This is a genomic window from Mesorhizobium sp. WSM4841, from assembly GCF_055811515.1.
Map to the genome: position 1 here is coordinate 107,245 of NZ_JBVVQC010000005.1, position 13,530 is coordinate 120,774.

Below are 13,530 nucleotides of genomic sequence, written 5' to 3' on the forward strand. Positions count from 1 at the left end.
AAGGCACGTCGATGCATGCTACGATTGTTGCGCTTTATCAATCAAGGGAAATGCTTGTTACAATGATTACGCGGGAGATGGGTTTCGACGCGCTTCTGGCGCGCATATTGACCGAACTCCCCGAATTGAGCTCGGAACTGCGCAAGGCGGCGCGATTCCTGGTCGATCATCCCGACGAGGTGGCGCTGGTTTCCATGCGGGTTCTGGCCGCGCGATCAGAGGTGACACCGACGACCTTCGTGCGATTGGCGCGGCGGCTGGGCTTCGGGGATTGGGCGGCGCTGCGCAAGCCGTTCGAGGACCGGCTGCGCTCAGGCAAGGCGCCTTTCGCGGCAAGGGCCGATGCGCTTGTCAAGCGCGGGTCCGAGGCGATTTTCGCGGAATCGCTAAGGACGACGGTTGCCAATCTGGCGGCGGCCGAAGCGGTCAACGGCAGCGAAGAAATAGCAAGGGCTTGCGCGATACTGGAGAAGGCACAGCGCATACGCGTCGCCGGGTTCCGAAGCTGCCGCGCGCCCGCCCACGCGCTCGTCTATCTCTGCCGGATGTTTCGGCGCGACGTCACGCTGCTCGGCGGCGACGGCGGTGCGATTGAGGCGGAACTCGCAGCGCTTGGAAAGAGGGAAGCGGTCGTCGCGATCGGCTTTTCGCCCTATTCGCGTGAACTCGGGCCGGTGATGGAGGCTGCGCAACGACACGGCGTTCCGATTGTCGCGATTGTCGACAGCGTGGCCGCTCCGATCGCGCGGCATGCCGACGTTACATTGCGATTCTCTACCGACAGCCCGTCCTTCTTCCCGTCGGTAGCCGCGGCTATGGCCATCGTTGAAGCGCTGGCTGCAACGATGCTGGCGCGCAGCGGGCCGGCCGCCGCGGCTCGTGTCAGGGAGACGGAACTGGAGTTACAGGCGTTCGGTGCCTATCTGCCGGAATGAAGAGCGCTGGCGCTATGCCACTGCAGCGTCTATCGCGTCGCCGAGCCGTTCAACAACCGCATCGATTGCTGCGGCGTCTATGATGAAGGGCGGCGCAAGCAGCACGTGATCGCCGCGGACGCCGTCGATCGTGCCTCCCGCGGGATAGACCAGCAGTCCGCGCATCATCGCCTCGCGCTTTACGCGCGCATTTAGTTTGCGGTCCGGATCGAACGGCTCTTTCGACGAACGGTCTTCGACCAGCTCAAGTCCCATGAAAAGGCCACGCCCGCGAATGTCGCCGATATGGGCATGGTTGCCGAACCGTTCGCCCAGTCGCCGCGAAAGATGTGCGCCCATCGCCCGAACATTGGCGAGCAGATCGTCGCGAGCGATCACCTCCTGGACGGCAAGCGCTGCTGCGCAGGCCATCGGATGGCATATGTAGGTGTGGCCGTGCTGGAAAAAGCCGGAGCCTTGGGCGAACGCGTCGAAGATGCGGCGCGAAAGCAACACCGCACCAATAGGCTGGTAGCCTCCGCCGAGGCCTTTGGCGATTGTCATCAGGTCGGGCGCGACACCGTCCTGCTCGCAGGCGTGCAGCGTGCCGGTGCGGCCCATGCCGCACATCACCTCGTCGAGGATGAGGAGCACACCGTAGCGGTCACAGATTTCCCGGATGCGCCCGAAATAGCCAGGAACGGCAGGCACCGCTCCTGCTGTCGCGCCGACGACAGGTTCCGCGACGAAGGCCATGACGGTGTCCGGACCGAGTTCGAGAATTTTATCCTCGAGCGCCTGGGCGGCGCGCAGCCCGTAGGTCTCCTCGCTCTCACCGGATTGCTGATAGCGGTAGGCATAGCATGGGTCGATATGATGCGTGTCGATCAGCAACGGGCGGAATTGGGCGCGGCGCCACTCATTACCCCCGGCAGCGAGAGCGCCGAGCGTGTTGCCGTGATAGCTCTGTCGGCGGGCGATGACGTTTCGCCGCTCGGGCTTGCCAGTTTCGACGAAAAACTGCCGTGCCATCTTGAGCGCCGCCTCCACCGCTTCGGAGCCGCCGGACACAAAATATGCGTGGCTAATACCTTGCGGCGCGCCAGCGACGAGCTGGTCGGCCAATGTCTCGGCCGGCTCGTTGGTGAAGAAGCTGGTGTGGGCATAGGCGAGCTTGTCGGCCTGTGCGTGGAGCGCGGCCGTAACGTCGGGATGGCCGTGACCGAGGCAGGAAACCGCCGCGCCGCCTGACGCGTCGATATAGGCGCGGCCATCGCGGTCGAAGAGTTCGATACCGTTGCCGCCAGCCGCGACGGGCAGGGTCGCATGGATCTGACGATGCAGGATGTGTGTCATGCTTTCCTCGATTGACGACGGCGCGATTTGGAGCAAACCATCATGCAACACATGTTACATAGTGCGCAATACTGAAACGATTGGACTGCACCTATGACCATCGACAGGGACGTGACCGGCCCCGGACTTATCGCACCAACTGCGATCGCCGTTGCGCCGAATGGTGGACGGCGTGGCAAGCAAGACCACCCTGCCCTGCCGATCGGCCCCCAGGAACTGGCCCGGACCGCCGCCGCCTGCCTCGAGGCGGGCGCCGCTATGATCCACACGCATGTCCGCGATCGCGACGGCGGCCATTTGCTCGACGCGCACGCTTATCGCGAGACGACGAAAGCGATACGCGATGCGGTGGGCGAGCGGCTGATCATCCAGATCACCAGCGAAGCGGTCGGCCGATACCAGCCGGCCGAGCAGATGGCGATTGTTCGCGCTACCCGCCCTGAGGCGGTTTCGCTGGCGCTGCGCGAACTGGTGCCGGACGCTGCCCATGAGACCGCTTTCGCGGAGTTCCTGTGGTGGCTGAAGAGCGAGCGGATCGCCCCTCAGATGATCCTCTACGCGCCCGAAGAGGCGTCGGCCCTAGCCGCCATGCAGCAGCGCGGGCTGGTGCCTTTCGACGACATCCCGGTGCTCTATGTGCTCGGCCGCTACACGCCGGGACAGGTTTCGCGACCGGCCGACCTGCTTCCCTTCCTTGCGCATGACCGTCCGCGCTTCGCGCACTGGATGGTCTGCGCCTTCGGTCGGGAAGAAACCGCTTGCGTTACGGCCGGTGCGCTGCTGGGCGGCCATGCCCGCGTCGGGTTCGAGAACAATTTTACTCTGGCCGACGGCACAACCGCCAAGGACAATGCCGCGCTCGTAACGGCGACCAAAGGTGCCCTGACTGCTTGCGGCCTCAGGACCGCCCAGGCCAACGACCTGCGCGGCGCTTGGTCGATCCAGCACTAGCCCTCGCCCGTACACCTTGACGCAGGTTTCCTTTTCTCATCAAGCGCGGCGGCAAGATCCCGAGATGTAAGCGATCCGTAAGCGGCCTTCCGTCAATGCCCGACCCCGAGCTTGGGCCACCTCCGCCGTTCTCGGAACGGCCGAGCAGCGGGCTCGTCGGTTCGTCACGTTTGTCAAAAATCTCTTTGCTACGCTGCAACCGAAGGCTTTGACCGACATTAAAGTTGCAGCGGGCCTGGGGAGGCATTTATGCAGACATACCTCGTCGAACAAATGGAGGGCGATGATGTGATCGCGGCGCGTATCATCAACGCGCCGAGCCCCTTCAGAGCCGCCGCCATGTCGACAGATCGACATGTTACTCTCCGAACGTGGGAAAAGGATTGGATTCGCGTAACCGACGAGAACCGGGGACATATCTTTGCATACTGCTTTGTCTCCGCCGAAGACTCAGACACCAGCGGGCCCACAAAAGCACCGAATAAACCAAGAAAAGGCCAAAAAGCTGATCAGAGAGCCGGGTAAGCGCAAACCACTGATCTTTTTGCCCCCTCGCTGCGTGATATCGCCCAGAGCCGCGAACGCGACGAATTAAGCCAATAGCGGCGGCGCTGGCGGTACGCCAGGCGCGATCGGCTGCGCCGCGATATGACAGCCAACGGAAGCAAGCGCGGCCGTTTGGCGAAGATCGCGGCTTCATCAGAATGATCGATGAAAAGATTTCGGCTGGCGGCGATGGTGCGGTCGAGCAGATCCGCCGCGCTCAGGAGAATTCAATGTTGTCTACCAAGGATAGAGCCGAAACCTGCAAGGATCAGATCCGCGCTTTCCTGGCGTCGAATTTCTACATAGCCGACGCGGATGCTCTGGAGAGCCACACGTCCCTTCTCGACCAAGGCATCGTCGACTCGGCAGGGGTACTCGAGGTTATCGGCTTCATCGAGGAGAGCTTCGGCATCACCGTCGAAGACAGCGAACTCCTGCCGGAGAACCTCGATTCCATCCAAGGAATTGCGCAATATATTCTCCGCAAGCAAAACTGATTGCCGACATCTTGCCTAAAGCGCGTCGCGTTTGACCGGGCCTCACGCGACACGCTTTAGGTTGTTGTTTTATGCATGTCGTTATCGCAAAACCGCTGCACACTTTTGCGCGACATGCATTAGCGTTGTTCTACGCCGCCGACAGCGCAACAGAGCCTGCCGCAGTCTCGGCATGCTCACGCTTGCGGCGTGGTATGTCCCATAACCACCCTGCCCTCGCCGGCTTCGTTCGTGATCGCGCGGATAGTTTCGTACGCCTTGGAACGCCCCAGCAGACTGATGACCTGCCGGTCCTGGCCGAGCCCTACCTCAAAGAGCAGGATGCCTCCGCGCCGCAAGTAACGTGGCGCGTCCTTGATCACCCGCATATGGATGCTCAGGCCGTAGGGACCGGCCGCAAACGCTTCCCGCGGCTCGAGTTCGGTCAGATGCGCGCGGTCGCCCTCGAGCCGCTTTTCCGAAATGTAAGGCGGGTTGCAGATGATCACGTCCATCGTGCCATCTAGCTTCAAGCCCGAGAAAGCGCTGAACAAATCGCCCTGAAGCACCGACACGCGATCCGCCATGACGTGATGGGCGACGTTGCGGCGCGCGACTTCGACGCATCCATCGGTGAGATCGCTCGCCCAGACAAGCGCGGTGGGGGCGTAATGCGCGATGGCGCAGGCCAGATTGCCGGCCCCGCAGCACATGTCGATAACGCGCGGCGCCGGCAGGTTCATTTGACTCAGAACATCAAGTGCGGTCGTGCCGAGCAACTCCGTCTCCGGCCGGGGAACGAGCGCACCGGGCGCGATGAGCAACTCCAGCCCCATGAAGATGGTGCGGCCTTTGCTGTAGGCTTCGGCGACACTGATCTCTTCGCTCACGACAGACCCCCTTCCTGACTTGCCGGTCCCGGTGTCCGACAATTGCGTACCAATTAAGTGTATCTCAAATTCATTAAAATTCTCGATGGGCAATCGAAAAACACTCGTCGCCATAGGCTTGAAGACATGATGCAACGGAAGGAGTGATCACAAGCCTCTCATCTGTCGCATGACTGGGAATATTGCCTCATGATTGGCGATATCAGCTTTTCCCGCCTCGCTATCCCAGCCTTGCAAAGCCAATCCCGGAATTCTCGGTCCTGCGTCACGATTTTGCTACATTTTAATCAAAAGGCACATATACGTAAGCAAATCGTGATGTTTCGGTAGCTAACGGAAGCAGCCGCTTCCCGCAAAGGCGAGAGGGTTAGCGATCATCGACAGGACCAACAAGTTCGCGCCGCAATTTCGCACGAAAGATCGCAGACCATGAAGCCAACGCAAGGGCGCTCGCTCGATCTACGTTCCGCCGTGTTCGGCTCGATGCGCGGGCTGATCGGCGGCACACCGGAACCGGGAAGTCGCATCTGGCCATCGCCATAAGGGGGTCAAAATTGGACGCCGACCGGGGGGCAGTTTTGCAAGCCGTTTGACACATGCGACGAAGTCAGCGGCTCTCGTTCACAGGGTCAAAAAAAAGAGGAGCCTTACCTGTTATTTAGGATTATATTAACAATCTGACGCATGCGGTGTTGGGGCACCGCGGCGTTGACTGGATGAATCGACGAGTGATTGGCCACGACTTTAAGGCCTATGACCGTTCCATCCGTCTAGGTTTGGTTGGGGTAGTTCAATGTATCGAATCGTTATCGCCGACGATCACGGCTTGTATCGTCGTGGCTTGCGATTGGCACTGACCGCAGGCATTCCAGGTGTGGAAATATTTGAGGCGTCGTGTTTCGATGCCGTACTCAGTCTGTTGGCGGAACAGGCGTCCGTTGATCTTGCGATGCTGGACTTGAACATGCCGGGATTGTTCAATCAGGAAGTGCTCAGCGGCATTCTGTCGGCTTATCCGGATACGCGATTTGCGATTGTTTCCGGGAACGATTCACGCTCGGAGATACTCACGGCTCTCTCGATCGGACTTCACGGCTATATCGTAAAGTCGCAAAGAGACGAGGAGGTCGTTATGGCCGTCAACGAAATCCTCTCGGGCCGCATCTACGTGCCTGCACTTCTGTCGCGCCCGGGTGCCGCGCAAGCAACTCACGTACCTACTCCATCCGAGCATATCCCACCCCGACGTACCACCAGTGGCAATCTTGGCAGGCTAACCTCGAGGCAAAAGGAGGTCCTCAAGCTGATGGCGGAAGGGTACTCGAATAAGGAAATTGCGCGCGATCTGGAAATCGCCGAAGCGACGACGAAAATTCATGCCGCTGCGGTTCTGCGTGAGCTTGGGGTACGGAATCGCACAGAGGCTGCCGTTATGCTGAAGACCTGGCTAACGAGGGATGTCAATTAGAGCGCCGCATCCTGGACGCGCAAGGGACGCTCTAAAGCTTTGAACCTGCGCGTTATGCCTTCTAATGCATGTCGCGCAAAAGTGTGCAACGGTTTTGCGATAACGACATGCATAAACAACAACCTAAAGCGCGTCGCGTGAGGCCGGTCAAATGCGATGCGCTTTAGAAACGAGCCCGATTTTTGCGTCAAAGCGTTAAGGGCCGATTTCCTTGCGCGACAGCCGCAGCGAATATCGCAGCCCGTGATCCGACATTTCCAACTTAGGCGAGTAACCGACAAGCGGCGCCCCATCCACTCCGATTATCATGGAACCGAATCCATGACGGACAACTTTTGAAGTCCGCCGCCGCCCCGATTCCAACCACTCGAACACGATGTCACTGCGTGCATCTTCAGACGCGAATGTCCAATTTACCTCGATCCGGCCTTTTGAATCGCCAAGCGCTCCATGTTTCAGGGAATTGGTCGCAAGCTCGTGAACAATCATCGCAAAGCTCTCGGCGGCGCCGCCTGACATCGCAACGGAGGGACCGCTGACTGATATGTCGCGTGTCCCCATGTACGGTTGCAACTCCTGAACAACGAGATCGTGGAGCATTCCCGACGCGCTACTGTTGCCTGAAAGGAGCAGATGCGTTGCCTCAAGCGAACGAATCCGGTCGATGAGCGTCTCCTTGTACCTGGCGACATTGTTCTCCGGAACATTGACCATTTTCACGAGCGCCGTGATCACAGGAAATAGGTTGCTGAACCTGTGGCGTTGTTCGAGCATAATGCGCTCCCGCTTCTTTGCCGCGGCGCGCAGCAGCGTGGTTTGTCGTCGCTCAGTCAGGTCGGCGGCCACGCCGAGCCGCTGTAGACGATCATCGTATTTCTCTTCCCTTCCGCGCAGGGCAACCCAGCGGATATGTCCGTCCGGTCGTCGGACGCGAATCTCGACGTCGTAGTTCGTGACTGATGCGAGCTTTCTCGATGCTACCAGCTTTGGCCAGTCCGCCGGATGGACGACGGCTGACAGTTCCTCCAAACGGCGGCTAGCGGCCGTGGGCAGGCCGAGAATGTCCCAGAACGTGCCCGAGCCGGTGACGATCCCGTCTTTAAGGTCGATCCGCCACGTGGCCAAACGTCCGGCAGACAAAGCGAGATCCAGCCATTCCTTCTGAGCCCGAAGCGCTTCGTGTACGGCTCGTCGTTCCGAGATATCGTCGACCACTACGAAGATGCTCTCTGAGAGAACCCCGGCGGGCACAGACGAAGACAGGGTTAGCCGCGCCCAGAATGCCGAACCGTTTTTTCTTAACAGACGAACCTCCGAAGCGAACGAAGCAGAGTCGTTACCCAGGCCCGCCAGCAACTGCTCCAAGGCATCACGGTCGTCCGGATGAACGAGTGTCTCGAGCCGCAATTGGGCAAGCTCCTCCTCCTCGTAGCCAGTCATCTCACTGAGGCGCCTGTTGGATTGCAGCAGCTCACCTTTCTCGTTGGTGTTTGCGAATCCCATGGCGGCGCGTTCGAAAGCCCAACGGTAGCGGCTTTCAGTTGCTTCGACGGCGGCGAGTCTGGCTTCTGCTACTTCCAGCAGCTCACGCAAGTCCTGCCGCAGCCGATGAAACGTCACGGCAATCACGCCGCCCGAAACCACAAGCAAAATGGCGCGCGCCCAATCTTCGCTGGATATCTGACCATGCAGGGTGCTTCGTGCCCATAGGCCGGCAGCCACCATCAGGATTGTCGCCGCAAGCGCAGGCCCACGGTCTTCAAGGTAGGAAATGATAATAATAGCTGGTATGAACTCCAGAAAACTCGATCCCTCCCCAATATATGCTGACGCTTTTGTTTCAAATATCAGTGTAGCAGCCAGCACCAATACGGAGGCAATGTGAGTTAGCAGTCTGACTGATGGGTTCGAATCCGACCTGCGCGACTGCGAGTTCATGGGCATAGACTACAACCTTTTGACTAGGCCGTCGAGACTAGAGCAAAAAACGTACAACCTAGTACGACTGCCGGATTGCCATACCACTATCACAGCGCGCATTTTATCTCGTGGGGGGAGCATGACTTGGTCATAACTCCTCAGAATATATCGAATTTCAAGGTAGTAGGGCCCGTTTTTTCACGAGCCCCACGCAAGAAGACTGTTCGTAAATCACGAACGATTTACTACGGGCTGACGAACCTTTGGGGAGGTTAAAAATGGCTATGATCGAGAGACACAGTGATGCGGTTGCGGGAAAACGGAACGTTACAATAGGAGCCAAGTATAACCCTGGCGCCCAGATGATGCGGCCGTCATATGCTTATCATTCGATTGGTGCATCTGACCGACCGGACGCAGGGGCCGACGAACCGCGGAGACGCAGCCTGGAATCCGTCACGGGGATGCTTGATCGCATCGGCTGTGGCTATCTCGTACTGAACCGCGAAAGAAAAGTCATCGAATGGAATGCCGCCGCTCAAACCACGCTGGAGCGCCAGGGGGAGCCGGCTGATACAGCCAGCGAGCTTTCGGTAGCCCTAAAACGGCTGATCGCGAATGTTCCGGCCCATTTCCTGCCGGGCTCCCTGTCTTGGGTGGTGATCCGCAGCAGAGGCGACAGGCCGGTGGTACTGAAAGAGAACGGCCTTATCGCTCCTGACGGAACGAGCATTGTGGCATTGCTGGACCGTGAGAACAGGTCGGGGCCAAATCCTCAGACACTGCAAAGGATGTTTGGCTTGACGAGCGCGGAAACGCACCTTGCGCTGCGCTTGGCTCAGGGCGATGCGCCGTTGGAGATAGCCCGCAGTTGGCGCCTCAGCCGCACCACGATCCGCTCCCAGCTTGCCTCGCTGTTCGCCAAGACCGAAACGAGACGTCAGGCGGAACTGGTGGCTCTTCTCGGGCGCATTTCGGTCTTGCCATAAGGGCCGGCTTGGATCCAGGCGCCCGGGCATCGGCCCTGCAGATTGCGCGTCGCGTTGCACGGTTCGGGGCACCGGCTTGCTCAGCTAAGCCTGGCTCCGACAAGCCGAGGCCAACCTCGGCAGTCGCGACGTCTATCGCCTCGGCGCGTATACGCTGTCCATCTTTTCGCCGCCCATCGGCAGCGCCATGTCGTCATCCAGCAGCCGGGTGATCCGGGCAAAGCCCGTAAAAGCCTTTCTTGCTTCCTCGGCAGACATCTGGCCCGCCAGAGCCGCAGCGCAGCAGTTCAGCGCGCATTGATACACCGGGCCGCGCCGCCCTTTCGGCCAATGGCGCAAAAACGTCATCGCTTCGTTGACACTGTCGATTTCTTCGACAGGTTTCCCCTGCCCGCACGAAATTCGCACCGGCGTAAAGAACTGCAGGCGATTCATCGTTTCCTCCCGGTCGATCGCGATGCGTTCGATCGAACCTAGCTAAATTCACGGCCAGCCAATTGGTTCCCGGCAAAAAACGCCCACCCTTGCTAAATGGCAACGGGTCGGCTGAGTGAATCGCCAGTCATCGCCCGACTTCTTGCCGTGGCGGGAACGTTCGGGGGGGTGATGCATTTCGACTTCAGCGATGATCTTTGAGGGAAATGCCAGACTATGAGAATAGCCCATGTGGCGCCGCTCCATGAATCCGTACCGCCTCGGCTCTATGGAGGTACGGAGCGCATTGTCTCCTATCTGACCGAAGGATTGGTCGAGCTTGGCCATGACGTAACCTTGTTCGCCAGTGGCGATACAAAAACGTCGGTAAAATTGGTGCCGTGTCGCGAGCGTGCGCTGCGTCTTGACCCACGCCCGCTGAAATCCGAGACAGCCGCGCACCTTTCGATGCTTTCCGAGGTGAGGAAACGATCTCAAGAATTTGATATCATTCATTTTCACCTCAGCCATTTCCTGCATTTTTCTTTTTTCGAGCACATGCCCGAGCGGACGGTGACGACGCCGCATGGCAGGCTCGACTATGTCGATCTGGCGCCGGCCTATGAGCGTTTTCCGCGCTTTCCGATGATCTCCGTTTCCCGTAGCCAAAGAACGGGGCTCGCCAACGCCAACTGGCTGACGACGATCCACCACGGGCTGCCTATCGAACTCTACAAACCGGTTTTCGAGCCGAGCCCAGGGGAGCCCTACCTCGCCTTCCTTGGCCGGATGTCGCGCGATAAGCGTCCGGATCGTGCCATCGAGATCGCGCTGCGCTCGGGGCTGAAACTGAAGCTTGCGGCAAAGATCGGCGACGACGACCGCGCCTATTTCCGAGAGATGATCGAGCCGCTGGTCGACGGTGACCGTGTCGACTATGTCGGCGAGATCGAGGAGGACAAGAAGGCGGAATTCCTCGGCAAGGCGGCCGGCCTCGTATTCCCGATCGACTGGCCCGAGCCGTTCGGTCTTGCCGTCGTAGAAGCGATGGCCTGCGGCACGCCGGTGATCGCCTGGAATTCCGGCGCCATGCCGGAAATCGTCGATCAAGGCATAACCGGTTTTATCGTGAATTCCATGGAGGGCGCGGTCGCATCGGTGCCGGGCATACTGCGGCTCGACAGGCGGAAGGTTCGAGCTGTCTTCGAGAGGCGGTTTTCCGCCAAAAGAATGACCCGCGACTACGTTTCCGCCTACGCGCGCCTGATTGGTGCGTCGGCCGAAGCAAGAGCGGTCGTGAGCGGCATTACCTCGGGGGGCGAAACGAGAGAGATATGTAGCGAATGGCCCAACTCGACGAGCGCAAGCTTGATCCCGCCGTAGCACTTGCGTCCCTGGACGCCACCGCACCTCGAGAGCCGCATCGGCTGTTCGCCCTCAAGCAAGGCGATTGCTTCGCCGTGGCCGACGCCTACGGCGATATCCGCGGCGCCGGCGATGGTTTCTTCCGTGACGACACGCGAGTGCTTTCCGAATTCCGGCTGACCGTCGGCGGCCGGCAGACATCGCTGCTCGGTGCGTCGCTCAGCCAGGACAATGTGCTCTTCACCTCCAACCTGACCAATCTGCCGATGCAGAGCGTCCGCTGCCGGGACATTCCGCAGGGCGCGATCCATATCGAACGCGTCAGGCTGCTTTGGCAGGACCGGCTGTTTGAACGCATCACCCTTTCCAATTACAGTCAGGAACACTCCACCATCCGCGTTTCGCTGCATTTTGCAGCCGACTTCCGCGACATGTTCGAAGTGCGCGGCTCGACAAGGCTGAAGCGCGGTATGGCCCATGCTGCCGAGACCGATGCGACCTCCGTCCTGCTTCGCTACGACGGGTTGGACGGGCTGGCGCGGATGTCGGCGATATCGTTCTCGCAGGCGCCGGACCATCTGACGGCCGACCGTGCGGATTTCCTGATTGCCGTGACGAGGCGCAGCAGCAAGGCGCTGTATGTCGAGGTCGGTCCCGAGGTCGCGGAAACGCCGAACCGCGATCGCTTCCGCGCCGCCGCGGCCCGGGCTCGCTTCGGCATGCGGATTAAGCGCCGCCATGGTGCCACGGTGCACAGTTCCGGGCGCGTCTTCAACGATTGGGTCGCGCGCGCTCGCGCGGATGTGGCGCTGCTGACCACCGAGCTTACGACCGGACCCTACCCCTATGCGGGCATCCCCTGGTTTTCGACGGCATTCGGCCGCGACGGCGTGATCTCCGCGTTGCAGATGCTGTGGCTCAACCCGGGCTTGGCGCGAGGCGTGCTGGCCTTCCTTGCCCAGCACCAGGCGACAGAGACATCGCCGTTCAGCGATTCGCAGCCGGGTAAGATCATGCACGAGACCCGCAAAGGCGAAATGGCGGCGCTGCGGGAGCTCCCCTTCGGCCGCTACTATGGCGGTGTCGACACGACGCCGCTCTACATCCATCTCGCCTGCGCCTATGCGGACCGTACCGGTGACATGGCGTTCGTCGACAGCCTGTGGCCGTCGCTCTGCGCCGCGGCTGAATGGACCGAGGAGGCAAGCCGGCCGACCGGCTTCGTCACCTATCAGCGTGCTGCCGAGTCCGGCCTCACCAACCAGGGATGGAAGGACAGTATCGATTCGGTCTTCCATGCAGATGGCCGAATCCCCAAGGGACCGATCGCCCTGGTGGAGGTGCAAGGCTATGTCTTTGCCGCGTTCCGGGGGCTGGCGGCGCTCGCCCGTCGCCGCGGCGAGGACGACAGGGCCGATCATTGGGACAGCCAAGCCGAGGCCATGCGCGCCGCTGTGGAACGCCATTTCTGGCTGGACGATCTCGGCTTCTATGCCTTGGCGATTGATGGCGCCAGCGAGCCCTGCAAGGTGCGGACGTCTAATGTCGGGCATCTTCTCTATGTCGGGCTCCCCGAGCCGACGCGGGCGCAGATGGTCGCCGACCAGCTGCTTTCGGCGTCCTTCCATTCGGGCTGGGGGCTGAGGACGGTCGCCGACGATGCTGTGTTCTTCAACCCGATGTCATACCACAACGGATCGATCTGGCCGCATGACACCGCCATGTGCGGCGCCGGTCTGGCACGCTTTGGCGAGCGTGAAAGCGTGGTCCGGCTGATGAGCAGTACCTTCGAATCGGCGGTCCATTTCAACATGCGGTTGCCCGAACTGTTCTGCGGTTTTACCCGCGCGCCGGGCGAAGCGCCGATCGCCTACCCCGTCGCCTGCTTGCCGCAGGCGTGGTCGGCCGGGTCTGCCTTCATGCTGATGCAGGCCTGCCTCGGCTTGGAGATCCACGGCTGGGAGGGCGAAATCCACGTGACCCGGCCCAGGCTGCCGATTGGTATCGACATGCTCACGCTGAGGCATCTGGGCGTTGGCGCAAGGGCGGTGGATCTGACATTTCAGCGCGTCGGCGACAGGGTCGTCGCCTTTCTCGCCGACCGACATGAGGGGTTAGTGCCGCTCATCGTGCGGACCTAGTTTGGCTTTACGCATCGAATTGACCGCCGCGCTTAAACTACCGGAACCGATGGCCCCATCCGTGCGTTGCAAAATCATGCCGGCGCACAGCGGCCTGTCA

Annotated in this window: 12 protein-coding genes; 8 read left to right on the forward strand and 4 right to left on the reverse strand. The window is 60.4% G+C overall.

The features are described 5' to 3' along the window. Positions 1 to 62 precede the first annotated feature (62 nt). Entirely contained in the window at positions 63 to 935 is an 873-nt protein-coding gene (locus AC0L14_RS07895; RefSeq protein ID WP_473749120.1) for a MurR/RpiR family transcriptional regulator, read from the forward strand. Between the two features lie 12 nt (positions 936 to 947). Here AC0L14_RS07895 and AC0L14_RS07900 read toward each other — a convergent pair whose 3' ends face one another. Next, complete coding sequence (locus AC0L14_RS07900) at positions 948 to 2,270, reverse strand: aspartate aminotransferase family protein (protein WP_473526759.1); 1,323 nt, start codon at positions 2,268 to 2,270, stop codon at positions 948 to 950. Positions 2,271 to 2,363: 93 nt separating this feature from the next. On the opposite strand from AC0L14_RS07900, the gene AC0L14_RS07905 reads away from it, so the two are divergent. The 3 genes from AC0L14_RS07905 to AC0L14_RS07915 all read left to right on the forward strand — a co-directional run bounded on the left by AC0L14_RS07905 (position 2,364) and on the right by AC0L14_RS07915 (position 4,264). Next, complete coding sequence (locus AC0L14_RS07905) at positions 2,364 to 3,221, forward strand: beta-keto acid cleavage family enzyme (protein ID WP_473526760.1); 858 nt, start codon at positions 2,364 to 2,366, stop codon at positions 3,219 to 3,221. A 249-nt stretch (positions 3,222 to 3,470) separates the two neighbouring features. Then, on the forward strand, positions 3,471 to 3,746 hold the full coding sequence (locus AC0L14_RS07910; RefSeq protein WP_192360611.1) for a hypothetical protein: 276 nt from the start codon (positions 3,471 to 3,473) through the stop codon (positions 3,744 to 3,746). 179 nt (positions 3,747 to 3,925) lie between these two features. After that, on the forward strand, positions 3,926 to 4,264 hold the full coding sequence (locus tag AC0L14_RS07915) for an acyl carrier protein (RefSeq protein ID WP_473526761.1): 339 nt from the start codon (positions 3,926 to 3,928) through the stop codon (positions 4,262 to 4,264). A 176-nt stretch (positions 4,265 to 4,440) separates the two neighbouring features. Here the strand turns inward: AC0L14_RS07915 and AC0L14_RS07920 are convergent, their stop codons facing one another. After that, the gene (locus AC0L14_RS07920) at positions 4,441 to 5,133 is read right to left on the reverse strand and encodes a N5-glutamine methyltransferase family protein (protein WP_473488363.1); all 693 of its coding nucleotides are present in this window, start codon (positions 5,131 to 5,133) and stop codon (positions 4,441 to 4,443) included. Between the two features lie 793 nt (positions 5,134 to 5,926). On the opposite strand from AC0L14_RS07920, the gene AC0L14_RS07925 reads away from it, so the two are divergent. Next, on the forward strand, positions 5,927 to 6,601 hold the full coding sequence (locus AC0L14_RS07925; RefSeq protein WP_473488364.1) for a LuxR C-terminal-related transcriptional regulator: 675 nt from the start codon (positions 5,927 to 5,929) through the stop codon (positions 6,599 to 6,601). Positions 6,602 to 6,796: 195 nt separating this feature from the next. Here AC0L14_RS07925 and AC0L14_RS07930 read toward each other — a convergent pair whose 3' ends face one another. Beyond that, the gene (locus AC0L14_RS07930; RefSeq protein ID WP_473526762.1) at positions 6,797 to 8,539 is read right to left on the reverse strand and encodes a PAS domain S-box protein; all 1,743 of its coding nucleotides are present in this window, start codon (positions 8,537 to 8,539) and stop codon (positions 6,797 to 6,799) included. A 446-nt stretch (positions 8,540 to 8,985) separates the two neighbouring features. Here AC0L14_RS07930 and AC0L14_RS07935 point away from each other — a divergent pair, with 446 nt between their 5' ends. Further along, positions 8,986 to 9,510 carry a helix-turn-helix transcriptional regulator gene (locus tag AC0L14_RS07935; RefSeq protein WP_246805124.1) on the forward strand — a complete coding sequence of 175 codons (525 nt, stop codon included), beginning with the start codon at positions 8,986 to 8,988 and terminating at the stop codon, positions 9,508 to 9,510. A 132-nt stretch (positions 9,511 to 9,642) separates the two neighbouring features. On the opposite strand, the gene AC0L14_RS07940 is transcribed toward AC0L14_RS07935, so the two are convergent. Beyond that, a complete protein-coding gene (locus AC0L14_RS07940) occupies positions 9,643 to 9,945 on the reverse strand; it encodes a DUF982 domain-containing protein (RefSeq protein ID WP_095492896.1) in 303 nt (100 codons plus the stop codon). Positions 9,946 to 10,161: 216 nt separating this feature from the next. Between AC0L14_RS07940 and AC0L14_RS07945 the strand changes: the two genes are divergently transcribed. Next, complete coding sequence (locus AC0L14_RS07945) at positions 10,162 to 11,307, forward strand: glycosyltransferase family 4 protein (protein WP_473749121.1); 1,146 nt, start codon at positions 10,162 to 10,164, stop codon at positions 11,305 to 11,307. Then, on the forward strand, positions 11,268 to 13,430 hold the full coding sequence (locus tag AC0L14_RS07950; RefSeq protein ID WP_473637614.1) for an amylo-alpha-1,6-glucosidase: 2,163 nt from the start codon (positions 11,268 to 11,270) through the stop codon (positions 13,428 to 13,430). The genes AC0L14_RS07945 and AC0L14_RS07950 overlap by 40 nt, the downstream gene beginning before the upstream one ends. Positions 13,431 to 13,530: the final 100 nt, after the last annotated feature.

Bases quoted from the DNA above. Each gene is read 5' to 3' on its own strand.
- AC0L14_RS07895 (WP_473749120.1), top strand. From the start codon at position 63: ATGATTACGCGGGAGATGGGTTTCGACGCGCTTCTGGCGCGCATATTG.
- AC0L14_RS07900 (WP_473526759.1), bottom strand. From the start codon at position 2,270: ATGACACACATCCTGCATCGTCAGATCCATGCGACCCTGCCCGTCGCG.
- AC0L14_RS07905 (WP_473526760.1), top strand. From the start codon at position 2,364: ATGACCATCGACAGGGACGTGACCGGCCCCGGACTTATCGCACCAACT.
- AC0L14_RS07910 (WP_192360611.1), top strand. From the start codon at position 3,471: ATGCAGACATACCTCGTCGAACAAATGGAGGGCGATGATGTGATCGCG.
- AC0L14_RS07915 (WP_473526761.1), top strand. From the start codon at position 3,926: ATGATCGATGAAAAGATTTCGGCTGGCGGCGATGGTGCGGTCGAGCAG.
- AC0L14_RS07925 (WP_473488364.1), top strand. From the start codon at position 5,927: ATGTATCGAATCGTTATCGCCGACGATCACGGCTTGTATCGTCGTGGC.
- AC0L14_RS07930 (WP_473526762.1), bottom strand. From the start codon at position 8,539: ATGAACTCGCAGTCGCGCAGGTCGGATTCGAACCCATCAGTCAGACTG.
- AC0L14_RS07935 (WP_246805124.1), top strand. From the start codon at position 8,986: ATGCTTGATCGCATCGGCTGTGGCTATCTCGTACTGAACCGCGAAAGA.
- AC0L14_RS07940 (WP_095492896.1), bottom strand. From the start codon at position 9,945: ATGAATCGCCTGCAGTTCTTTACGCCGGTGCGAATTTCGTGCGGGCAG.
- AC0L14_RS07945 (WP_473749121.1), top strand. From the start codon at position 10,162: ATGAGAATAGCCCATGTGGCGCCGCTCCATGAATCCGTACCGCCTCGG.
- AC0L14_RS07950 (WP_473637614.1), top strand. From the start codon at position 11,268: ATGGCCCAACTCGACGAGCGCAAGCTTGATCCCGCCGTAGCACTTGCG.